This window comes from Saccharopolyspora shandongensis, assembly GCF_900106995.1.
In the GTDB taxonomy this organism is placed as follows: Bacteria; Actinomycetota; Actinomycetes; order Mycobacteriales; family Pseudonocardiaceae; genus Saccharopolyspora; species Saccharopolyspora shandongensis.
This window is the reverse complement of record NZ_FNOK01000017.1, coordinates 120,597-142,989: the sequence shown is the minus strand read 5'-3', so window position 1 is coordinate 142,989 and position 22,393 is coordinate 120,597. Positions and strand designations below refer to the sequence as shown.

Below are 22,393 nucleotides of genomic sequence, written 5' to 3'. Positions count from 1 at the left end.
AGCTTAGGAGACCGGCCCATCCGCCCTCCGCGCCGCCGCGCTCACGCTCCGGTCTTGACGGGCAAACCCGCCTCGACCCAGTCCTGGATGCCTTCGCGGTACTTGCGGACGCCGGTGTAGCCGAGCCGCTCCAACCTCGTGGCGACGGCCTGGCTGTTGCCGCAGGCGGCGTTCGAGCAGTAGACGGCGATGGCGGCGTCCTTGTCCGGCAGCAGCTCGCCCGCCTTCGCCGCAACGTGGTCCTCGGTCAGCGCGATGGCTCCGGGCAGGTGCTGCTGCTCGTAGTAGGACCCGCCGAGCGCGTCGACGACCGTCACCTCCCCGGCGTCGATCCCCCGCTTGAGCTCGTCCCTGCTGATCAGCTCGGTCATGACAACCTCCTCGATTTATCCGGACCACGGTCCGGTTACGTCGCTGAAGTTACCGGACCACGGTCCGGTTGTCGAGTACGATTGCCGCCGTGAACGATGCGACCGACGAGCTGCACCAGATCGCGAGCCGACCACCGCAGGAGCGCGCCGACGCCGCCCGCAACCGGCAGCGCGTGCTGTCCGCCGCCGCCGGCCTGTTCGCCGAGCACGGCGTGGACGGCGTGACGATGGACGCGGTCGCGCAGGCCGCGGGAGTCGGCAAGGGCACGGTGTTCCGCCGCTTCGGTGACAAGTCCGGGCTGGTGGCCGCGCTGCTCGACGAGCGGGAACGAGCGCTCCAGGACGCGGTGCTCACCGGACCGCCGCCGCTCGGGCCCGGCGCTGCCGATGCGGAACGCGTGCTGGCCTTCCTCGACGCCTACGTCGACTACCTGGCCGAGCACCTGGAACTGGTCCGGCTCTCGGAAACCGCCGCGCAGGGCGCCCGGTACCGCATCGGTTCCTACCGGTTCTGGCACCGGCACCTGACCCTCCACTGCGGCGCGGCAGCGGATCCGGAGCACCTCGCGCACGCGCTGCTGGCAGCGGTCGACGCGGACCTCAACTTCACCCTGCGGGAGGCGGACTACAGCTGGGAGCGGCTGCGCGCGGGCGTCCGCGACCTGGCGGAGCACGCCCTGCGCTGATCGGCGCCGATCCCGCGGCGTGGCGGGAGTACGCGGTCGGCAGACATCCGGGGAACGCGGCACTTACGCTGATCGTGTGACCGACTGGGACGGGGAACTGAATCACGCCCGACTGCACGTCGTCAGCGGCAAAGGCGGCACCGGCAAGACCACCGTCGCCGCCGCGTTGGCCCTCGCCCTGGCCACCGGCGGTCACAAGGTGCTGCTGATCGAGGTGGAGGGCAGGCAGGGCATCGCCCAGCTCTTCGACACCGCGCCGCTGCCCTACGCCGAGGAGTGGATCGCCGCGGCGCCCGGCGGCGGCGAGCTCCGCGCGCTGGCCATCGACGCCGAGGCGGCGCTGCTGGAGTACCTGTCGATGTTCTACAACCTCGGCTTCGCCGGCCGCACGCTGCGCAAGATGGGCGCGATCGAGTTCGCCACCACGCTCGCGCCGGGCCTTCGCGACGTGCTGTTCACCGGGAAGATCAAGGAATGCGTCGGCCGGACCGACGAGCGCGGCCGCTACGTCTACGACGCGGTCGTGGTCGACGCGCCACCGACCGGCCGGGTGGTCAAGTTCCTCGACGTCACCCGCGCGATGGCCGACCTCGCCAAGGTCGGGCCGATCCGCGACCACAGCGACGGCGTGGTGCGCCTGCTGCACTCCAGCGACACCGCCGTGCACCTGGTGACGCTGCTGGAGGAGCTGCCGGTGCGGGAAACCCTGGAGGCGGTCGCCGAACTCGACGCGGCCGACCTGCGACCGGGCGGCGTGGTGTGCAACCGCGTCCGGCCCAACCGGCTGCCGGCCCGCTCGGTCGCCGCGGCCGCGAGCGGCCGGGTGGACGCGGAGCGGGTGCGCGCCGGGCTGGCCACCGCCGGGCTCCAAGTCGACGACGAGACGCTGGACGGGCTGGTGCACGAGGCGGTCGAGCACGCCATCCGGACGCAGACCGAGGACGACGCCCGCGCGCAGCTCGCCGACACCGACCTGCCGACCGTCTCGCTGCCCGACCTCACCGGGATCGACGTCGCCGAGCTCTACGAACTCGCCGAGATACTCTACGAACACGGCATCCGGAGCCCACGATGAGCGAACCGCTGCGCCCCGCGCAGATCGACGTCGACGCGTTGCTGGACGACCCGAACACGAACATCGTCGTCTGCTGCGGCTCCGGCGGCGTGGGCAAGACGACCACGGCGGCGGCCCTCGCGGTGCGCGCCGCCGAGCGCGGCCGCAAGACCGTGGTGCTCACCATCGACCCCGCCAAGCGGCTGGCCCAGGCGCTCGGCCTGCGGGAACTCAGCAACCAGCCCAAGCAGGTCGTGCTGGAGGACTTCGAACCGGCCGGCGACCTCAACGCGATGATGCTGGACATGCGCCGCACCTTCGACGACATGGTGCTCGCGCACGCCGGCCGGGAACGCGCCGAGCAGATCCTGAACAACCCCTTCTACCAAACGATCTCCACGTCGTTCTCCGGCACGCAGGAGTACATGGCGATGGAGAAGCTCGGCCAGCTCTCCGCCACCGGCACCTGGGACCTGATCGTGGTGGACACGCCGCCGAGCCGGTCGGCGCTGGACTTCCTGGACGCGCCGCAGCGGCTGTCGACGGTGCTCGACGGGCGCCTGATCAAGATGCTGTCCAGCCCGGCACGGGTCGGCGGCAAGGGCCTGCGCAAGATCGTCGGCGCAGGGTTCGGGATGTTCGCGAAGGCGGTGTCGACCGTGATCGGCGGGCAGCTGCTGGCCGATGCCGCCGCGTTCGTGCAGGCCTTCGACTCGACCTTCGGCGGGTTCCGGGAGCGCGCCGACCAGACCTACCGGCTGCTGCGCTCCCCTGGCACCGCGTTCCTGGTGGTCGCCGCGCCGGAACCGGACGCGCTGCGGGAGGCCGCCTACTTCGTGGAGCGGCTGGCCGGGGAGGGGATGCCGCTGGTCGGCCTGGTCGCCAACCGCACCCACCCGGTGCTCGCCGGGCTCGCCGGTCCCCGGGCGGCCACCGCCGCCGAGGAGGTGGAGCAGGCCGGCTCGGCGCCGCTGGCCGCGGCGGTGCTGCGGGTGCACGCCGACCGCGTCGCGGTGGCCGAGCGGGAGAAGCGGATGCTCGCCCGGTTCACCCGGGCGCATCCGGAGGTGTCGCTGATCGGCGTCCCGGCGCTGCCGTCGGACGTGCACGACCTGGCCGGACTCCGGGAGATCGGCCGGCGACTGGCCGGTGAATAGCAAAAGTCGGTTCGGCCAATCCGCCGTGGCGAATTGACCGAACCGACCTCGAACGGACTAGCTCACTTGATACTCGGTGATATCGGCGTAATCCTGCCGGGCGGCTTCCAGCAATTCCCGCCAGTTCCGGACGTCGGGCCGGCGCCGCAACAACGCACGCCGCTCCCGCTCCGTCATTCCGCCCCACACACCGAATTCGATCTTGTTGTCTAGTGCCTCACTGAGGCACTCGGTACGGACCGGGCAGCCGAAGCAGACCATTCGCGCCTTGCGCTGCTCGGCACCCCGGACGAACAATTGGTCCGGATTCTGGTCACGGCATGCGGCGTTTACCCGCCAGTCCCCCTGCTCGAACATAGAGTTCCCCCAGCTCCTCACTGGATCGTCGGCGACCGTTTTCGTCCGGAGCCCCCCGGCACCGGATGTTGTGCTCAGAACTGCTTCAACCACAACAGTGCTGTCGCTGGACGTAGACGGACTGTAGAGCCCGCTGGTTCCACAACCAACCAACGGTTGTCGCTCCGTTATCTTTCTTGCTCATCACATCGGGCGGATCTACGCCGTAACACTCCGTCACGAAGCAACCCCGTTTTAGGCTGGCAAAGTGCGTGTCCGAGACGGCTTGTTGAAGTTGTTCGGCCTGTGTGTGCTGGCCGGAGTCCTGGTGGCCGGCCTGTTGTTCCCGGCGGCGGGATCACTCGGAGTGGTCTCCAACCGCGCCAGCGACGCGGTCAACAGCATCTCCACCGACCTGATGACCAAGGAACCGCCTCTTGTGACGACCGTCACAGACCGGGATGGGTTGCCCATCGCGTACCTATTCGACCAGAACCGGACACCGGCCCAGCCGGACCAGATCGCCGACACCATGAAGGCGGCGATCGTGGCGATCGAGGACCGGCGGTTCTTCGACCACCACGGCGTCGACTGGGCGGGCACCATCCGCGCCGCGGTGACCAACCAGATGTCCGGCGCGATCGCCCAGGGCGGCTCGACGCTGACCCAGCAGTACGTGAAGAACTACATGGTCCACGTCGTCGCCGGCGACGACCCGGTCAAGCAGGCCAAGGCCATCGAGCAGACCCCGGCGCGGAAACTCCGCGAGATCCGGATCGCGCTGCAGCTGGAGAAGCAGCTCAGCAAGGAGGACGTGCTCGCCCGGTACCTCAACGTGGTGCCCTACGGGAACCAGGCGTACGGGATCGCGGCCGCCTCGCGCACCTACTTCGACACCACTCCCGACCAGCTGACCATCGCGCAGGCCGCGCTGCTGGCCGGCATGGTCAACAGCCCGAGCGCGCTGAACCCGCAGAACAACCCCGGCGAAGCGCTCAACCGCCGCAACCTGGTGATCAAGGCGATGGAGGACCAGCGCCGGATCACGCCGCAGGCCGCGGAGGAGGCCCGCAACTCGCCGCTCGGCCTCGTGCAGCCGCTGAACAGCCCGCCCAACGGCTGCGTCGGCGCCGGGCCGTCGGACGGCTTCTTCTGCAAGTACGTGATCGACTACCTGGAACGCGCCGGGTTCACCGAAGAGCAGCTCAAGCGCGGCGGCTACACCATCCGCACCACCCTCGACCCGCGCGCCACCGACGCGGCGAAGGCCGCCGCCGAGCGCGGCGTGCCGAAGACGACCAAGGGCATCGCCAACGTGATGAGCGTGGTGGAGCCGGGCAAGGACAAGCACCGGGTCCGCGCGCTGGTCGCCAACCGCGACTTCGGGCTCGACGCGTCCAAGGGCCAGACCGCGTACGCGCTGCCCAGCGGCGTGGTCAAGTTCGGCGCGGGCTCGATCTACAAGGTGTTCACCTCGGCGGCGGCGCTGGAGAAGGGGATGGGCATCTACAACACCATCCAGGCGCCGGGTTCCTACACGTCGTCGGTGTACAAGAACGGCACCGCGCCCTACACCGTCGGCAACGCCGAAGGCGTGCGGCCCGGCCCGCGCACCCTGCAGATGGCGTTGGCGACGTCGCCGAACACCGGTTTCGTGGCGCTGCAGGAACGCGTCGGGCTCGCGCAGACGGTGGACATGGCGACCCGGCTCGGGATGCGCGAGACGCTGCTCAGCCACACCGCGGGCGGCGATCCGCTGGCACCCGGCGGCGCCAACGGGCTCTCCCAGGCCGACCAGGTCAAGCAGCGCAACATCGGCGCCTTCACGCTCGGCTACGCGCCGACCAGCCCGCTGGAGCTCAGCAACGTCGCCGCCACGCTCATGAGCGGCGGCGTGTGGTGCCCGCCGACGCCGATCGAGCAGATCCTGGACCGCAACGGCAACCCGATGTCGATCACCGAGGACCCGTGCGAACAGGCCGTGGACGAGGGCCTGGCGAACGCGATGGCCGTCGGGATGAGCCGCGACGACCAGCCGGGCGGCACCGCCTACGCGGCGGCCAACGGCGCCGGCTGGAACCGCCCGCTGGCCTCGAAGACCGGTACCACCGAGGCCCACCAGTCGGCCGGGTTCCTGGGCGCCACCCCGCAGTTCGCGGGCGCGGTGCTGACCTTCAGCGACGGAACCTCGCCGCAGGGCATCTGCGACTCCGACCCGCCGCGGTTGTGCGGGGTCAACGGCGGGAACATCTACGGCGGCAAGGTGCCGGCGCGGACCTTCTTCGACGCGATGAAGGTCATCCACGAGGGCCTGCCCGTGGTGCCGCTGCCGCCGACGACCAGCCGGTACGAGAACGGCGGCGACGAGTTCCAGGTGCCCAACGTCGTCGGCATGGACCGCACGCGGGCCTCCGAAACGCTGCAGAAGGCGGGCTACCAGGTCCAGGAGCGCTCGGTGAGCAGCACGCGCAAGCAGGGCACGGTGACCAGCCAGACGCCCCGCGGCTTCGCGCTGCCGGGCGAGCTCGTGACGATCTCGGTGAGCACCGGGTACGTGCCACCGCCGTCGCCGGAGAGGCCGCCGCCCGGCGCGCCGCAGCAACCACCGCCGCAGCCACCGGGCGACCGGCCACCGCAGCAGCCGGACCAACCCGTGCTGCCGCCGGGCATCTTCCCGCCGTGACCGACCGGTCCGGCCGCGAGTTCCATTGAGATTGGACCTTCGATTTCAAGGGAACTTGCGGATCACCGGCGGGAACTCCAGTTTCAATTGAGCGTTTTTCATCCTGGTCGGCCCGCAGTCGCGGGTCGCAAAGGTGCACGTCGATGGGGTGTCGCATGCGCCGCAGGCGCATAACCCACCTACGACACTTGCACCGCCGCGGGTTCTCAGAGGCTTCCTGGCGAGAACGGCCCTGACGCCGTGTATTGGACATACATAAGTCAGGGCACCCACAGACCAGGGAGCCTCTGAGGTTCCGCCACCCGCACCGCCACGCAAAACGAGGTTGGAAAAACCTCGATTGAAACTGCGGTCGCGCGATCGGCCGGGGCGGCGGTTCTTAGACTCGGAGGCGTGACGAACACGCAGGCGAGCACCAGGCGCGCGCGATCCCGATACCGGTTGCTGGACGTGCGGGCGACCGAGCGCATCACGCCTCGGATGGTGCGCGTCACGCTCGGCGGCTCGGAGCTCTCGGACTTCGTCAGCAACGGCAGCGACCAGCGCATCAAGCTGTGCCTGCCGCAGCCCGGCCAGCCGATGCCGCTGGGCCGGACCCGCGCCGAGGTGTTCGCGCTGCCCCGCGAGCAGCAGCCCCGGCAGCGCACCTACACCGTCCGCTGGTTCGACCCGCAGCGACAGGAGCTGGCGATCGACTTCGTCGTGCACGACCACGACGGGCCGGGCAGCACGTGGGCGACGCAGGCCGCGCCGGGCGAGCAGATCGTCACCGTCGGCCCCAGCCCCGCGTACCGGCCGCAGCCGGATGCCGATCCGCTGGTGCTGGTCGGCGACGAGACGGCGCTGCCGGCGATCGCGGCGATCCTGGAGGAGTTGCCCGCCGAGGCCCTCGTGCAGGTGTTCGCCGAGGTCGCCGATGCCGCGGAGGAGCAGTCGCTCGGTTCCGCCGCCGACGTCAGCTGGCACTGGCTGCACCGCGACGGCGTCCCGGCGACCGAGAGCACGCTGCTCGTGGATGCGCTGCGGTCCGCCGAGCTGGGCCCGGACCCGCACGTGTGGATCGGCGCGGAGGCCGACGTGGTGCACCAACTCCGCGAGCACTGCCAGCGGGAACTCGGCCTGGACCGGCGCCGCCTCTACGCCCTCGCCTACTGGCGCCGCGACGCCGCGGGCGACTGACGCTCGCCCGCACTTCGGGGGTTTTGCGGCTGGCTAGCCCGTTTCGGTGATCGCGGAGTTGACCCTGTTGTCCCGGGTTGCCTTCCGGGGCCGGGAGATCACCGGCCCTCGGCTGCTCGCCCTATTGGCGAGCGACCTCCGCAGTGCCCGAGCGGTGCGGGAACAGCCGCCGCCCGTCGACCTCGTACCGACGCGCCAGCGGTGGCGCGGCATCGCGACGGTTTCAGCCGGCCAGCTGGGCCTTGACCAGCGCCGCGACCTTGCCACCTTCCGCACGGCCCGCCACCTTGGCGTTCGCCGCCTTCATGACCTGGCCCATCTGCTTCATGCCCGGACGCTCGCCGAGCTCGCCCTCGACCTCCGCGACCGCGTCCCGCACGATCTGCGCCAGCTCGTCGTCGCCGAGCGGCTGCGGCAGGTAGCCCCGCAGGATCTCGGCCTCGCCGACCTCGGCGTCGGCCTGCTCCGCGCGACCGGCGCCGCGGAACGCCTCGGCGGCCTCGTCGCGCTTCTTCGCCTCCTTGTTCAGCACGCGCTGCACCTCTTCGTCGGTGAGCTCGCGCGCCTGCTTGCCCGCGACCTCCTCCTTGCCGACGGCGGCCAGCGCCATCCGCAGGACCCCGGTGACGACGGTGTCGCGTTGCTTCATCGCGGCGGAGAGGTCCGCCCGCAGCTTGTCCTTGAGCTCGGCCATGGGGTGATTATCCCGCTGCGCGCCGGGCCGCCCGGCGTCAGGCCGCAAGCCGCCCGGGGCGGTGTCGTCGTAGGGTTGGTGAGGTGAACAAGTTCGGGCGGATTCTGCTCAGCACGGGCGCCCTCGGCGCCGCCGCGGTCACCTACTCGGCCGCGATCGAACGGCGCCACTGGACGCTCCGGCAGGCGACGCTGCCGGTGCTCTCCGAGGACGCGGCACCGCTTCGCGTCCTGCACATCTCCGACCTGCACATGACCCCGAACCAGCGGTCCAAGCAGCGGTGGGTGTCCGAGCTCGCCGAGCTGGACCCGGATCTGGTGGTCAACACCGGCGACAACCTGGCGCACCCGCAGGCGGTGCCCGCCGCGCTGCGCGCGATGGGCCCGCTGCTGGACAAGCCCGGCGTGTTCGTCTTCGGCAGCAACGACTACTACGGGCCGACCAAGAAGAACCCGGCCCGCTACCTGGTGCCGTCGCGGAAGGCGAAGCGGATCCACGGGGAGCCGCTGCCGTGGCGCGACCTGCGGGCGGCGATGACCGAGCGCGGCTGGCTGGACGCGACGCACCGCAGGCACGAGATCGAGGTCGCCGGGATGCGGATCCACCTGGCCGGGCTCGACGACCCGCACCTGCACCTGGACCGCTACGACCTGATCGCCGGCCCGGTGCCGTCCGACGCCCACCTGCGGCTGGGCGTGACGCACTCCCCCGAGCCGCGGGTGCTGGACTCGTTCGCCGAGGACGGCTACGACCTGGTGATGGCGGGCCACACCCACGGCGGGCAGCTGCGGCTGCCGGGCTACGGGGCGCTGGTGACCAACTGCGAGCTGGACCGGTCACGGGCGCGCGGCGCGTCAACCTGGGGCGAGCACATGCACCTGCACGTGTCGGCCGGGCTGGGCACCTCGCCGTACGCGCCGGTGCGTTTCGCGTGCCCGCCGGAGGCGACCTTGCTGACGCTGCTGCCCCGGACCGCAAAACCGGTCCCTACCAGCAACAACATCGATAAGAGGACCCCGTTCGGAGCGGGTGAAAGCATCCGCTAGACTATGATCCAGCGGTTGAACGAGCACCCGAGATGTTCACCGCTGGAAGATCGGGGTGTGGCGCAGCTTGGGAGCGCGCTTCGTTCGGGTCGAAGAGGTCGTGGGTTCAAATCCCGCCACCCCGACAGGTGAAAGGGCCTGGTCGGAACTTCGCAAGAGGTTCCGACCAGGCCCTTTCGCTATGTTCAGAACCCCGTCTTGGGAGAAGATCCTGGAATCGTCTCCCCTTCGGCCTGGGGCCTGAGGAACATCCGTGTCGGATCGTGAGCTAAGGGTTCTGGCGGCTTGCCGCTGCGTTGACCTGTGGTTGGCACCCCACGGTTCGTCCACGCCGAGGGCCGCAGCAGGTCATCGACCAGGGCATGGGCTGACCGTCACCGGGTGAACAACACGCTCCCGGAATTCCTTGAGCGTATTGCCGGAGGGCATCGGGAGCTGAGCGGTCCCACCGGCGGGCAGGATGAAGTCCTGATCGGAGTTCCCCCTCCACGGGGCCTTCCGGAGAAAGCCTGGGCGCTGATCGCCAGGCGGGCCACTCGCCTCACTCACCCGATCGTCAGCGGGCGGCGACCACGCACTCGGTGCGCAGCAGCCGCCTGGACTTGCGCGCGTGATGCCGGGTCCGCTGCCGATCCAGTCCAGGAAAGGCTCAGCGTGTTCCCGGTCGGATTCCGTGCAGCCGGAGAGGCGTCCTGGCGTTCATCGGTCTTCCTTCCTGGCCACGCGGCCTGGCTTCTCGTTCCAGAAGGAGAAATCGGTTGACCGTTCGCCTTTGACCGACTTCACTGCCGTGCACCCCAGCACCTGCCGAGTGGTGGCATCACCCCAGGTCAGGTCCGCGCGGCCACCAAGATCTTCGCCGAGGCTCGCACCGGCTGGTTCGCCTTCCTCGAACAGGTCGCGCGGGACGCGCAGCAGTCGGGCGAGATGGCGGCCGACGCCGAGGTGCCGCAGCTGGTCTTCGAGCTCGCCGCGTTCCTGGAGATGGCCAACGCCGAGTCCGTCCTGCACGACGAGATCACCTGCTACGACAAGGCGGCCAACGCCATCCTGAACCGCCTGCGCGGCGTGGCCACCGACCCGTCCGCGCTGCCAGAACGGCGGCGTTCTCAGTGAGGCGACCGTTTCCCGCCAGACTCCGCCTCGGGACGCGATGACCATCGAGGCATGACCTTCCGCGTGTTGCCCATCGAACCTGACGTGCTCGACGAACTCCGCAAGCTCGACGACGCCGGGCGCGAACTTTCCGTCCGCATCGAAGACGCGAAGGACGGCGCTCCGCTGCGCTGCTGCCTGCGGCGCGCCCAGCCCGGCGAGCGGATCGCGCTCGTCTCCTACTCGCCGCTGCGGCGTTGGGCTCGGGAGACAGGGGCCGAGCCGGGCGCTTACGAAGAGGTCGGGCCCGTGTTCATCCACGCCGAATCCTGCGACGGCCCGGCTTCGCCGGAGTGGCCCGAGGAACTGCGCGGCAGCCGCCGCGTGCTGCGCACCTACTCCGAGGACGGCCACATCCTCGGCGGCTGCCTGCTCGACAACAACACCGAGCTCTCCGAGCGCACCGCCGACGATCTCCTGATGGACCCGGAGGTCGCGCTGGTGCACGTGCGGGCGGTGGAGTTCGGCTGCTTCTTCTTCGAGGTCCGGCGCTGAGCCGCCTGCCTGCTCCGCAGTCGGCCGCTCCATCGGGCAGTATCGGGGCGTGAGCACCTACCCCGAGGCGAAGATCCCCAAGACGCTGTTCGACGACCCGGATCGGGAGGCCCGCTGGCGGGCCCGGTTCAGCGCGCCCCGCGTGTCGCTACCCGACTGGGCGCGGGACGCCCCGCAACGCAGCCTGTACGTGTCGAACTTCAGCGGCACCTGGGAGATCTACACCTGGGACCGCGACGCGGACAAGCACCGCCAGGTCACCGACCGTCCACAGGGGACTTTCCACGGGACGTTGTCCGCCGACGGCGAGCAGATCTGGTGGTTCGACGACACCGACGGCGACGAGTTCGGCAGCTGGGTCGTCGAGCCCTTCGCCACCGGTGAGTCCCGGCCCGCCCTGCCGGGCACGCATCCCGGGTACCCGGCGGGGCTGGAGCTCGGTTCGTCGGTGATCGGCATCGGGATGTCCACCGACGACGGCGTGACGGTGTGGGTGGCGCGCGACGGCGGGCGGCCGGAGGTGCTCTACGAGCACGAGCAGGACGGCGGGCTGTCCGCGATGTCCTGGGACGAGTCGATTGTCGTGATCTCGCACTCCGAGCACGGCGACAGCCGCCACCCCGCGCTGCGGGTGCTGCGCGTCGACGGTTCCGAGGTCGCCGAGAAGTGGGACGGCCCGGGCAAGGGCCTGGACGCGCTGGCGTTCGCGCCGGTCACCGGCGACCCGCGGCTGCTGGTGCTGCACGAGCGGCGCGGCAAGGAGGAGCTGCTGGTCTGGGACGTCGCCGAGGACACCGAGACCGAGATCAAGCTCGACCTGCCCGGCGAGGTCTCCGCGGACTGGTACCCGGACGGCAAGGCGCTGCTGATCGCGCACACCCACCACGCGCGGACCACGATGCACCGCTACGACCTGGCCGCGGACAGCCTCACCGAGCTGCCGACCCAGCCGGGCACGGTGGCCGGGGCGTCGGTGCGCCCGGACCACTCGGTGGAGTACGTGTGGTCGTCGGCGGCGACGCCGTCGCTGGTGCGCACGGTCTCGCGGGACGGCGACGACCGGGTGCTGCTGACGCCGCCCGGTGAGCGCCCGCCGGGCTCGGAGGCCGTCACCGACGTCTTCGTGGAGGTCCCGTACGGGCCGAACGAGACCGTGCACGCGCTGGTGGCGCGCCCGGCCGACGCCGGAGACGGGCCGCTGCCGACGGTGTTCAACCTGCACGGCGGCCCGCACGCGGCCGACGAGGACCGGTTCTCCGCCTACCGGGCGGCCTGGCTGGACGCCGGGTTCGCGGTCGTGGAGATCAACTACCGGGGCTCGACCGGGTACGGCTCGGCGTGGCGGGACGCCATCGAGGGCCGCCCGGGCCTGACCGAGCTGGCCGACGTCGCGCGGGTGCACGACTGGGCGATCGACGCGGGCCTGACCACGCCGGCGCTGAGCGTCGTCGCGGGCGCGTCGTGGGGCGGCTACCTGACGCTGCTGGCGCTGGGCACGCAGCCGGAGCGGTGGGCGGGCGGCGTCGCCGGGGTGCCGGTGGCCGACTACGTGTCGGCGTACGCCGACGAGATGGAGCCGCTGCGGGCCTACGACCGGGCGCTGTTCGGCGGGTCGCCGGAGGACGTCCCGGAGATCTACGAGAAGGCTTCGCCGATCACCTACGTGGACGAGGTTCGGGCGCCGGTGCTGGTGCTGGCCGGGGACAACGATCCGCGCTGCCCGATCCAGCAGATCCTGAACTACCTGGACCGGCTGGGGCCGCGGGAGATCCCGTTCGAGTTCTACCGCTACGACGCCGGGCACGGTTCGCTGGTGGTGTCGGAGACGCTGCGCCAGGTGGCGGCGGAGATCCACTTCGCCCGCCGCGCCATCGGCCAGGGCTGACCCCTCCCCCCTGGCCATCCCACCCCCACTGCTCCCCGGGTCTCGGAGGTCCCCAAGTTTCCATTGGGACTGGGGATCCGGTTCCAGCGGAAACCTGGGGCGCAGTTTCAATTGAGGGTTTTCCATCCTGGTCGGCCCGCAGCCGCGGGTCGCAAAGCTGCACGTCGATGGGGTGCCGCATGCGCCGCTGGCGCATAACCCACCTACGACACTTGCACCGCCGCGGGTTCTCAGAGGCTTCCTGGCGAGGACGGCCCCTCCTGATGTATTGGACATACATCAGGAGGGGCACCCACAGACCAGGGAGCCTCTGAGGTTCCGCCACCCGCACCGGCACGCAAACTGAGGTTGGAAAAACCTCAATTGAAACTGCACCGGAACGGGACTCGGGTTCCGCGGGTGGGATGGTCGGCGGGGTTCGTCTGGTGACGTGGGGTTCGGGTCAGAGTCGTTCGGCCCGGACCACGTCGAGGTTGTGGAAGGTCGGCGCCTCGTCGCAGAGGTCCCGCATCTTGCGGGACAGCGCATCCGTTTCCGGTAGGCGCGAATTGCGCATCGCCTCTTCGTAGGACGGGAATTCGACGAGTTCGTAGTAGCTGCCCGGGTGCTCGTGGTCCTGGGTGAGCAGCGCTCGCTTCGCCGTCCGCTTGCCGCCGGTGGCCTCCTCCCATTCGTCCAGCAGCTCGTCGAGCTGGTCCCGCTTGCCGGTCTTGAACTCGATGAGCTGCACGAAGTTCATGCCGTCCGGCTCACCGGCCGGGGTCTCGTCCACCAGCAGTTCCCGGATCTGCTCGCGCAGCTCCGGGGTGTCCTCGTGCCGGTGCACCGTCACCGCGTGTTCGGTGGCGGCACGCAGCACCTCTTCCTCCTCGCCGCTGATGGTGAGCGAGCAGTTGATCTCGCTCGGGTACTTGCGGCAGTCCGCTATCTTCCTGGCCACGGCGGATCTCCTGGTCTGCGAATCGGATTGCGCAGCCACGCGAGTTCGCGCTCGTACTGCGGGTCCGGTCGGGTGGCGATGCCCTGCACCAGCGGCGCGCGCACGTGTGCGGACGGCCAGTACCAGTCGGCGCGGCGCACCACTAAGCCCGCCCGGTAGAGCTGCGGCATCACCTCGACGTTGAGGCGGCAGCGCCGGCAGCCGCGCAGCATCTCCTGCGCCCGGTCCTGCGCCTGCCCCACGACGCCGGGCGCCCGGGTGTGTTCGAGGAACAGCAGTTGGCCGACCGGCCGCAGCACCCGGCCGATCTCGCTCAGCGCCGTCTGCGGTTTCGCCGTGCAGCACAAGGCGAACCGGCAGACCACCACGTCGAAGGCGCCGTCCGGGAACGGCAGGTCCGCCGGATCGCCGTCGACGAACTCGGGCCCCAGGTCCGGTCGCTCGCCGCGCAGCTCCGGTTTGGCGGCGAGCATCGCGAGGTAGCAGATGTGGCGGTAGACCAACAGGTCTTCGATGAGGAACGCGCCGATGTCCAGCACCCGCCCGGCGGCCCGCTTCCCGGTCAGCACCCGGAACCGCTCGATCATCTCGATCGGCGGTGCCACCCCGGCTCGCTTGTAATGGCACACGGTGGCAGAGCGGACGGCGTCGCCCGACGTCATGTCCGCAGCATGGGCACTCGCGGGGACAGATCGCCAGAGACTTCCGGCCCGAGGCTGCTAGTCCGATCAGGCTACATCCCTGGCCCATTGATGCTCGAAGTTGCAAAAATCTAGGTCATTTCGCGCAATATCGAAAAAAGAGGTGGCGATGGGAAGCGTTAACCGGCGGGGATTCCTTGGCTCGATCGCGCTCGGCGGCGTCGTCTTGGGCAGCGGCATGGTCGTCGGCACCAACCGGGTCGTCGCGCAGGCCCGGCAGCGGTCCGGGCTGACCGTGCGCGGCGACGAGTTCCTGCTCGACGGCGAGCCGTTCCAGATCATCGCCGGCGAGATGCACTACTTCCGCACCCATCCCGACCACTGGCGCGACCGGCTCGCCCGGATGCGCGCGCTCGGCCTGAACACCGTGGACACCTACGTGGCCTGGAACTTCCACGAGCCGCGGCGCGGCGCGGTCGACTTCACCGGCTGGCGCGACCTCGTCCGGTTCGTCGAGACCGCCGCCGAGGTGGGGCTCAAGGTCGCCATTCGGCCGGGCCCGTACATCTGCGCGGAGTGGGACTTCGGCGGGCTGCCCGCCTGGCTGCTGGCCGACCCGGATCTGCCGCTGCGCTGCGACGAGCCCGCCTACCGCGACCTGGTCGACGAGTGGTTCGGCGAGCTGCTGCCGCGGCTGGCGCCGTTGCAGGCGACGCGCGGCGGCCCGGTGATCGCGTTCCAGGTGGAAAACGAGTACGGCAGCTACGGCAACGACCAGGCGCACCTGGACCACCTGCGGAACACCATGCGCGGCAACGGGATCGACAGCCTGCTGTTCTGCTCGAACGGGCCGTCGGAGTGGATGCTGCGCGGCGGGAACCTGCCGGACGTGCTCGCTACCGTGAACTTCGACGGCGACCCCACCGAGCCGTTCGCGGCGCTGCGCCGGTACCAGCCGAAGGGACCGTTGTGGTGCACGGAGTTCTGGGACGGCTGGTTCGACCAGTGGGGCAAGCCGCACCACACCACCGACCCGGTCAAGACGGCCGCTGACGTCGAGAAGATGTTGGCCGCCGGGGCATCCGTGTCGCTGTACATGGCGGTCGGCAGCACGAACTTCGGTTGGTGGGCGGGCGCGAACTTCGACGACGAGAACGGCACCTACCAGTCCACGATCACCAGCTACGACTACGACGCGCCGATCGGCGAGGCCGGCGAGCTGACCGCGAAGTTCCACCGGATCCGCGAGGTCATCGCACGCCACGCGCAGGTTCCGGACGAGCCGTTGCCCGCGCTGCCACCGCGGCTACCGGCGCAGCGCGTGCGACCGAACGCGGCGGTCGGGCTGCTGGAGTCCCTCGACGCGCTCAGCAAGCCGATCCACCGGCCCGCGCCGGTGCACATGGAGGCGCTGGGCCAGCCGTACGGGCTGATCCACTACCGGACGCGCGTGCAGGGGCCGCGCGAGACGGCCGGGCTCCGGGTGCGAGGGTTGGCCGACCGGGCGCTGGTCTTCGCCGATGGCGAGCTGCTCGGCATGCTCGACCGCAACGATCCGAAGGGTTCGGTGGAGGTGCCGGTGCCGCGCGAGTCGGTGCAGCTGGACCTGCTCGTCGACACCGGGGGCCGGATCAACTACGGGCATCGGCTCAACGATCCCAAGGGCATCACCGACCGCGTCCTGCACGGCTCGCAGGCCCTGTTCGGCTGGGAGATCCGGCCGCTGCCGCTGGACGACCTGTCCGGCCTGCGGTTCCGGCCCGGCGCCGCGAGTGGTCCCGCCTTCCACCGGGCGGTGCTGCGGATCGGCGAGCCCGCCGACGGCTTCCTGGCGCTGCCCGGCTGGGAGAAGGGCATGGTGTGGCTGAACGGTTTCCTGCTCGGCCGCTACTGGTCGATCGGCCCGCAGCGCACGCTCTACGCACCGAGTCCATTGTGGAGGGCCGGGGAGAACGAGCTCGTCGTGCTGGAGCTGCACCGGCCCGGCGACTCGATCGAGCTCCGCTCGGAGCCCGACCTGGGCTGATCAGCCGGGAGCGTGGGCCGCTGCGGGTCAGTCGGGGCGTTGCCCGGGGAGCACCTCGCCGCGGAGGATCCAGGTGCCGCCACGGCGGACCCAGTGCAGCGGCTCCGGTTGCGGTGGCCAGGCCAACAGATAGCGGTCGTACAGGTCGTTCATCGTCCGCACGTGCTCGACAAGCGCGCGCAGCCAGCTTTCGGTCCGCATGCCGTCACCCCAGTTCGAGGTCGTACCGCAGCTCGTCGAGCCGCTGACCCCACTGCCGGACGGGATTTCGCTCGGTGCAGCGGAATCCCGCTTCCCGGTACAGCCTGGCGGCCGATTCCAGCGAGTCGACCGTCCACAGCTTCACCCGCTCGAAGCCTCGGCCGCGCGCGTGATCGAGCACGGCGTGCAACAACTTCCGGCCGACCCCGGCACCCCGCGCGGCCGGATCGACCAGGAACCAGCGGAGCTGCGCGACGCCGTCGCCTTCGTCGGTCAGCGCGACGGTGCCTACGACGTCGCTGCCGCACTCGGCGACCCACAGCCAGCCGGGTTCGGCGCCCGGCTCGTCCCGGGCTTCGCCCAAGGCGGCGGCGAAGGTCGCGAGACCGTGCGCGACGTGCGCCTCGAAGCGCTCGTCGAAGTCGTGCTCCCGCGCGTAGAGCTCGCCGTGCATGGCGAGCACGGTGCCCAGGTCGCCGGGGCGCGGGCCGATCCGGATGCTGATCTTGGGCGACATGCGCGACTCCAGTAGACTGAAACAGTCGTTTCACTCGTAGGCTAGCAGCCTGACCAGCAGCGGAACAGAGGGCGACGATGACCCAGCGGGACGACGGCCGCCGCGGCGAACTGCTCGCGAAACTCCTGGACTACTCCGCGACGCACGGGCTCTCCGAGGTGTCGCTGCGGCCGCTGGCAGCGGCGGTCGGCTCCAGCCCACGGATGCTGCTGTACTTCTTCGGCTCCAAGGAAGAGCTGGTGCGGGAGGTGCACCGGCACGCCCGCGACATCCAGCTCCAGCTCCTCGCCGACACCATCGGCGACTGCTCGGACCCGACCGAGGTGCTGCGCGCCCTGTGGCGGTGGCTCAGCGATCCGGCGCACCACAACATCATCCGGTTCTTCTTCGAGAGCTACGCCCGCTCGCTGCACGCCCACGGCGGCGCCTGGGACGGCTTCGGCGAGGCGAGCGTCCGCGAGTGGTTGCCCCGGCTCCGACAGGCGCTCGGCGGCTCCGACGCCGAGGCGACGCTGGCTCTCGCGGCGCTGCGCGGCCTGCTGCTCGACCTGCTCGCCACCGGCGACACCGACCGCGTCGAGGCCGCCTTCGAGGATCTGCTGCGCTCGCTCTGAGCGCCCGGATTGTGAGATGGCCGGAGCCTCGGAATACCTCGTTCCGCCAGGGCGTCGGAGCTGGTCGTGAGTCATCTCTTCGAACCGATCAAGCTTCGCGACGTCGTCGTCCGCAACCGCGTGTGGGTCGCGCCGATGTGCCAGTACTCGGCCGTCGACGGCCTGCCCGGCGACTGGCACCTGGTGCACCTCGGCCAGTTCGCCACCGGCGGGGCCGGACTGATCATCACCGAGGCGACCGCGGTGGTCCCGGAAGGCCGGATCAGCCCTGGGGACACCGGGCTGTGGAACGACGACCAGGTCGCGGCGTGGCGGCGGATCAACGACTTCCTGCACGCGCAGGGCGCGGCGACCGGTGTGCAGCTCGCGCACGCCGGGCGCAAGGCGTCCACGACCCCGCCGTGGGAAGGCAGCAATGCGGTGCCGGCGTCCGAGGGCGGCTGGGAGACGGTCAGCTCGACCGGCAACGCCTTCGGCAACCTGCCCGCGCCGCGCGCGCTGACCGAGGCCGAGATCGCCGAGCTGCCCGAGCAGTTCGCCGCGGCCGCGCGCCGGGCCGAGGCGGCGGACTTCGACGTGATCGAGCTGCACTTCGCGCACGGCTACCTGGCGCACCAGTTCTACTCGCCGCTGGTCAACGACCGGACCGACCGCTACGGCGGCGACTTCGAGAACCGCGTGCGGGTGCTGCTGGAGATCACCGACGCGGTGCGCGCGGCCTGGCCCGCGGACCGGCCGCTGCTCGCCCGCCTCTCGGCGACCGACTGGGCCGAGGGCGGCTGGACCGGCGAGGACTCGGTCCGGCTGGCCGGGCTGCTGGCGGAGCGCGGGGTGGACCTCGTCGACGCGTCGACCGGCGGCGCGGTGCCGAAGGCGGACATCCCGATCGGCGCGGGCTACCAGGTGCGATTCGCCCGGCAGATCCGCGCGGAGGCGAACGTCCCGACGGCGGCGGTCGGCCTGATCACCTCGCCGGAGCAGGCGGAAGAGATCGTCTCGTCGGGGTCGGCGGACGCGGTCCTGCTCGGCCGCGAACTCCTGCGCGACCCGCACTGGCCGCTGCGCGCGGCCGACGCGCTGCACGCGGACAACATCTGGCCGAAGCAGTACGAGCGAGCCCGCCGAGTCTGACCCGTCGCGAAGAACCGGAGACCGGGCACGTGTGTGTCGGGGCATGTCGCGCCCGGTCACCGGGATGGGGGAGGTCACCGCGCCAGCCCTGCTCGGGGTTCGTGACATGAGGTGCGCCGTTTTCGCGCGAAACCGGCGTTTCGCACGCGTGGCGGCGCCGTTTTCGCGCGAAAACGCCACCTCCACCCGGAAGTGTCAGGACCGCGCGGCGAGGTCGTGAGTGTTTTGGAGTGTCATCGCGCTCCAAAACACTCACGAGGCCCAGCTGGACCTTGGGGTCACTCCGTGGCTATCGCTGTCAGGACGTCGGTCCTGGCCGCTCGGCGGGCCGGCCACATCGCCGCCAGCACCGCGCAGATCGCGATCGCCACCAGGGACGCCGCGATGACCTCGGTCGGCATCGTGAAGTCCCACAGGCGCTGGCCGAACATCGCGTGCTGCATCACCGCCCCCACCGGGACGCCCACCAGCACCCCGAGCAGCGCGCCGAAGATCGACACCACCGCGCTCTCCACCCGGATCGTCCGGCGCACCAGCAGCCGCGTCGCGCCCACCGCGCGGAACACGCCGATCTCGCGGGTGCGCTCCGCGACCGAGAGCATCAGCGTGTTCACGACGCCGAACACCGCGATGACGATCGCGACGCCGAACATGGCGTACATCAGGGCGAAGGCGAACGCCTGCTGGTCGACGCCCTCCCGGACCATCGACTCCCGGTCGCCGATGGTCACGTCCGGCCGGTCGTGGAAGGCGTCCTCGATGCTCTGCCGCGCGGCGGCGGGATCGGGCCCGGCGGCGTACACCGTCGTGACCTGCTTGCGCAGGGATTCGGGCGCCAGGCCGACGTCCAGGAAGAGGCTCGCCCCCAGTTCCGTCGCGTCGTAGACGCCCACCACGCGCTGCGTGACCGAGGTCTTGGCGTCCAGTTCCAGGGTGACCTCGTCGTTCATCCGCAGGCCCAGCATGTCGGCCTGGTTCTGCGAAACGACCACGCCGCGCGAGAGATCCGTGCTGCCCGCGATCAGCTTCGGCGTGAGCACCGTGCCCAGGGCGGCGGGTTCGATCGCCGAGATCCGCCGCACTGTCTCGCCGCCCGGGTACGCGAGCTTGATGAGCACGTCGCGGCTCCCCGCCACCTCGGTGACGCCCGGCAGGCCGGCGGCCTTGCGCAGCTCGGCCGGGCTGAGCGCGGATTCGCCGCCGGCGGCGGACTGCAGGACCGTCGTCCGGTCCGGCAGGTTCGCGCGGGTCGTCGAGGCGATCAGTGTGGCGAACGTCGAGCTGATCGTCGCGAACGAGCACACCAGGGCCAATCCGATGGTGATCGCCGTCGCCGTGCCCGCGGTGCGCCGCGGATCGCCCGCCGCGTTGCGCAGCCCGAGCCGCGTGGCAGGCCCCGACCTCGCGAAGGTCCGCGCGAGCGGGCGCAGCACCAACTCCGCGAGCTGCGGCGCGAGCACGATCACCCCGATCACGCCGATTACCGCGCCCACCAGCGCGATGATCCGCGCGGCGTTCGACGAGCTGGGATCCGCCGTGGCGGCGATCAGCCCGGCGGCGACGAGGAGGCAGCCGAGACCGAGGAAGTTCCTGCTGCGCTTGACCCCTCGCGGCACGACCGCGTCCAGGCGCAGCGCCGCGACGGGCGGCACGGCGGCCGCGCGCCGCGCGGAGCCGTTGGCGGCCAGCACCGTCACCAGCACTGCGACGGCGTAGCCGAGCAGGACGGCGAACGGGCTGACGGTGAACGCGACTTCGTCGTCCGGGCGCAGCGCCGAGAGCAGCGGCGGGGCGATCGCCACCCCGGCCAGCGTGCCGATCGTGCCGCCCGCCACGCCGAGCGCCACAGCTTCGGCGGCGATTCCCACCCTGACCTGCCGCTTCCGGGCGCCGACGGCGCGCAGCAGGGCGAACTGGCGGGTCCGCTGGGTCACCAGCACCGCGAAGGTGTTGGCGATGACGAACATGCCGACCAGCAGCACGACCGCCGCGAACGGCAGCATCGTCACCCGGAGGTCCTGCACGTCGGCGGCCGACTGCTCGGCGAGCGCGTCGGCCAGGGCGCGGCCGGTCGTCACGTGGAGGTCGTCGGGGACCAGTGCGCGCACGGCGTTCTCGATCGCTCCGGGATCCGCGCCGGTCAGCTCGATGCGGTGGAAGCGGTCGCCGAGCAGGCTCGCCGCGGTCGCTGGGTCGTAGGCCACGACCGGCACCGCATCCGAGGGATCATTGGAGTCCACTATGGACTCCGGACCTAGTTGGCGATAGCCGAACAGCCCGGTCACCTCGGCCTCGTCGACCTTCCCCTCGGACAGCAGGATTCGCCCGGTATCGCCCACGGCGAGCCCGGCGGTCCGCGCCTCCGACGCGTTCAACGCGACCTGCCCCGGCCCGGCGGGCGGGCGGCCCGCCACTAGCTCGAAGCGCTCGCCGCCGCTCCAGTTCGTGCCCGCCCGGTCCAGGACCGTGCCGGTCTGGACGAGCTTGCCGTCGCGGCCGACGATCCCCGCCCGGCCGACGATCACCCCCTCGGCGCGCGCCACCCCCGGCACCGCGGCCAGCCGGTCCCGGTCCGCGGTCGCGAGCACCGGCTCCTTGCTGGGGCTTTGCACGGAAACGCCGACGTCGTGACGGATTTCGCGGGCGGCGAGGGTGGCCGCGATGGAATCGGTGACCACCCAGCTCCCGACCGTCGCGGCCACGCCGAGCGCGATGGCGAACAGCGCCATCGCCAGCCGCGCCCGGTGCGCGAGCAGGTCGCGCAGCATGGTCCTCAGCATCGGGATGCGGTCCTCTCCATCGACTTCATGCGCTCCAGCACGCTGTCGGACGTCGGCGCGGAGATCTCGTCCACGATCCGGCCGTCCTTGAGGAACAGCACGCGGTCGGCGTGCGCGGCGACGCTCGGTTCGTGGGTCACCAGCACGACGGCCTGCCCGAGCTCGTCGACGCTGCGGCGCAGGAACCCGAGCAGCTCCGCGGCGGTCGCTGAATCCAGGGCGCCGGTCGGCTCGTCGGCGAAGACCACCTCGGGCCGGATGACCAGGGCTCGTGCGCACGCCACTCGCTGCTGCTGGCCGCCGGAGAGCTGGCTGGGCCGGTGGTGCAGCCGGTCCTGCAAGTCGACCGCCTCGACGACCTTCCGCAGCACGTCCCGGTCGGGCTTGCGACCCGCGAGGTCGAACGGCAGCGTGATGTTCTCCAGCGCGGTGAGCGCGGGCAGCAGGTTGTAGGCCTGGAACACGAATCCCACGCGGTCCCGGCGGAGCATGGTCAGCGCGTCGTCGCGCAGGCCGGTGAGTTCGGTGTCGCCGATCCACACCCGGCCCTCGTCGGGCTCGTCCAGGCCCGCGACGCAGTGCAGCAGGGTCGACTTGCCGGAGCCGGACGGGCCCATGATCGCGGTGAGCTCGCCGTGCCGGAACGCCACGTCGATGCCCGCGAGCGCGGTCACCCGGGAACCTCCCGCGCCGTAGTGCTTCGCCAGGCCCGTTGCCCGGACGGCCGATTTCGATGTCATGGCACGGCATCGTGCGCGCCCGGGCCGCTCCCGCGCGTCACCGGAAAGGCCACGACCGGCGC

21 protein-coding genes and 1 tRNA gene are annotated in these 22,393 nt (G+C 70.9%); 13 read left to right on the top strand and 9 right to left on the bottom strand.

What is annotated here, in order from left to right; translation table 11 throughout:
• Positions 1-41 precede the first annotated feature (41 nt).
• Complete coding sequence (locus tag BLW84_RS19925; RefSeq protein WP_093267384.1) at positions 42-371, bottom strand: rhodanese-like domain-containing protein; 330 nt, start codon at positions 369-371, stop codon at positions 42-44.
• An 89-nt stretch (positions 372-460) separates the two neighbouring features.
• On the opposite strand from BLW84_RS19925, the gene BLW84_RS19920 reads away from it, so the two are divergent.
• The 3 genes from BLW84_RS19920 (at position 461) to bagB (ending at position 3,268) form a co-directional block, all read left to right on the top strand.
• Positions 461-1,057, top strand: coding sequence for a TetR/AcrR family transcriptional regulator (locus BLW84_RS19920; protein ID WP_245761253.1), 597 nt, complete (start codon positions 461-463; stop codon positions 1,055-1,057).
• Between the two features lie 76 nt (positions 1,058-1,133).
• Positions 1,134-2,132 carry an ATPase BagA gene (bagA, locus tag BLW84_RS19915; RefSeq protein ID WP_093267382.1) on the top strand — a complete coding sequence of 333 codons (999 nt, stop codon included), beginning with the start codon at positions 1,134-1,136 and terminating at the stop codon, positions 2,130-2,132.
• Positions 2,129-3,268, top strand: a complete 1,140-nt coding sequence (gene bagB, locus BLW84_RS19910; protein WP_093267381.1) for an ATPase BagB — start codon at positions 2,129-2,131, stop codon at positions 3,266-3,268. The genes bagA and bagB overlap by 4 nt, the downstream gene beginning before the upstream one ends.
• 57 nt (positions 3,269-3,325) lie before the next feature.
• Here bagB and BLW84_RS19905 read toward each other — a convergent pair whose 3' ends face one another.
• Positions 3,326-3,625: a WhiB family transcriptional regulator gene (locus tag BLW84_RS19905; protein WP_093267379.1), complete on the bottom strand. Its 300-nt coding sequence runs from the start codon at positions 3,623-3,625 to the stop codon at positions 3,326-3,328.
• 247 nt (positions 3,626-3,872) lie between these two features.
• Here BLW84_RS19905 and BLW84_RS19900 point away from each other — a divergent pair, with 247 nt between their 5' ends.
• Positions 3,873-6,287 carry a transglycosylase domain-containing protein gene (locus tag BLW84_RS19900; protein WP_177226566.1) on the top strand — a complete coding sequence of 805 codons (2,415 nt, stop codon included), beginning with the start codon at positions 3,873-3,875 and terminating at the stop codon, positions 6,285-6,287.
• Between the two features lie 393 nt (positions 6,288-6,680).
• The gene (locus BLW84_RS19895) at positions 6,681-7,466 is read left to right on the top strand and encodes a siderophore-interacting protein (RefSeq protein ID WP_093267378.1); all 786 of its coding nucleotides are present in this window, start codon (positions 6,681-6,683) and stop codon (positions 7,464-7,466) included.
• Between the two features lie 223 nt (positions 7,467-7,689).
• On the opposite strand, the gene BLW84_RS19890 is transcribed toward BLW84_RS19895, so the two are convergent.
• The gene (locus BLW84_RS19890; protein ID WP_093267376.1) at positions 7,690-8,160 is read right to left on the bottom strand and encodes a GatB/YqeY domain-containing protein; all 471 of its coding nucleotides are present in this window, start codon (positions 8,158-8,160) and stop codon (positions 7,690-7,692) included.
• A gap of 83 nt (positions 8,161-8,243) precedes the next feature.
• Between BLW84_RS19890 and BLW84_RS19885 the strand changes: the two genes are divergently transcribed.
• From BLW84_RS19885 to BLW84_RS19865, 5 genes are all read left to right on the top strand, one after another.
• Positions 8,244-9,206 carry a metallophosphoesterase gene (locus BLW84_RS19885; RefSeq protein WP_093267375.1) on the top strand — a complete coding sequence of 321 codons (963 nt, stop codon included), beginning with the start codon at positions 8,244-8,246 and terminating at the stop codon, positions 9,204-9,206.
• 51 nt (positions 9,207-9,257) lie between these two features.
• Positions 9,258-9,331, top strand: a tRNA-Pro gene (locus BLW84_RS19880).
• A gap of 679 nt (positions 9,332-10,010) precedes the next feature.
• On the top strand, positions 10,011-10,322 hold the full coding sequence (locus tag BLW84_RS50340) for a TetR family transcriptional regulator C-terminal domain-containing protein (protein ID WP_425441728.1): 312 nt from the start codon (positions 10,011-10,013) through the stop codon (positions 10,320-10,322).
• A 51-nt stretch (positions 10,323-10,373) separates the two neighbouring features.
• Positions 10,374-10,856, top strand: a complete 483-nt coding sequence (locus BLW84_RS19870; protein ID WP_093267372.1) for a DUF1203 domain-containing protein — start codon at positions 10,374-10,376, stop codon at positions 10,854-10,856.
• A 49-nt stretch (positions 10,857-10,905) separates the two neighbouring features.
• Positions 10,906-12,741 carry a S9 family peptidase gene (locus BLW84_RS19865; RefSeq protein ID WP_093267370.1) on the top strand — a complete coding sequence of 612 codons (1,836 nt, stop codon included), beginning with the start codon at positions 10,906-10,908 and terminating at the stop codon, positions 12,739-12,741.
• Positions 12,742-13,183: 442 nt separating this feature from the next.
• On the opposite strand, the gene BLW84_RS19860 is transcribed toward BLW84_RS19865, so the two are convergent.
• Together BLW84_RS19860 and BLW84_RS19855 are read right to left on the bottom strand one after the other, a co-directional pair.
• A complete protein-coding gene (locus tag BLW84_RS19860; protein ID WP_093267369.1) occupies positions 13,184-13,681 on the bottom strand; it encodes a DUF1059 domain-containing protein in 498 nt (165 codons plus the stop codon).
• Positions 13,666-14,343, bottom strand: a complete 678-nt coding sequence (locus BLW84_RS19855; protein WP_093267367.1) for a class I SAM-dependent methyltransferase — start codon at positions 14,341-14,343, stop codon at positions 13,666-13,668. Before BLW84_RS19855 ends, BLW84_RS19860 begins: the two co-directional genes overlap by 16 nt.
• Positions 14,344-14,491: 148 nt before the next feature.
• Between BLW84_RS19855 and BLW84_RS19850 the strand changes: the two genes are divergently transcribed.
• Positions 14,492-16,348, top strand: coding sequence for a glycoside hydrolase family 35 protein (locus BLW84_RS19850; RefSeq protein ID WP_177226565.1), 1,857 nt, complete (start codon positions 14,492-14,494; stop codon positions 16,346-16,348).
• 27 nt (positions 16,349-16,375) lie between these two features.
• Here the strand turns inward: BLW84_RS19850 and BLW84_RS47540 are convergent, their stop codons facing one another.
• Positions 16,376-16,549: a hypothetical protein gene (locus BLW84_RS47540; protein WP_177226564.1), complete on the bottom strand. Its 174-nt coding sequence runs from the start codon at positions 16,547-16,549 to the stop codon at positions 16,376-16,378.
• Positions 16,550-16,553: 4 nt separating this feature from the next.
• Positions 16,554-17,066, bottom strand: a complete 513-nt coding sequence (locus BLW84_RS19845) for a GNAT family N-acetyltransferase (RefSeq protein WP_093267366.1) — start codon at positions 17,064-17,066, stop codon at positions 16,554-16,556.
• A 77-nt stretch (positions 17,067-17,143) separates the two neighbouring features.
• On the opposite strand from BLW84_RS19845, the gene BLW84_RS19840 reads away from it, so the two are divergent.
• A complete protein-coding gene (locus tag BLW84_RS19840) occupies positions 17,144-17,680 on the top strand; it encodes a TetR/AcrR family transcriptional regulator (RefSeq protein WP_093267364.1) in 537 nt (178 codons plus the stop codon).
• A 66-nt stretch (positions 17,681-17,746) separates the two neighbouring features.
• Entirely contained in the window at positions 17,747-18,811 is a 1,065-nt protein-coding gene (locus tag BLW84_RS19835) for an NADH:flavin oxidoreductase/NADH oxidase (protein WP_093267363.1), read from the top strand.
• Positions 18,812-19,089: 278 nt separating this feature from the next.
• On the opposite strand, the gene BLW84_RS19830 is transcribed toward BLW84_RS19835, so the two are convergent.
• Positions 19,090-21,591: an ABC transporter permease gene (locus tag BLW84_RS19830; RefSeq protein WP_093267361.1), complete on the bottom strand. Its 2,502-nt coding sequence runs from the start codon at positions 21,589-21,591 to the stop codon at positions 19,090-19,092.
• Complete coding sequence (locus tag BLW84_RS19825; protein ID WP_093267360.1) at positions 21,585-22,331, bottom strand: ABC transporter ATP-binding protein; 747 nt, start codon at positions 22,329-22,331, stop codon at positions 21,585-21,587. The genes BLW84_RS19830 and BLW84_RS19825 overlap by 7 nt, the downstream gene beginning before the upstream one ends.
• Positions 22,332-22,393 lie beyond the last annotated feature (62 nt).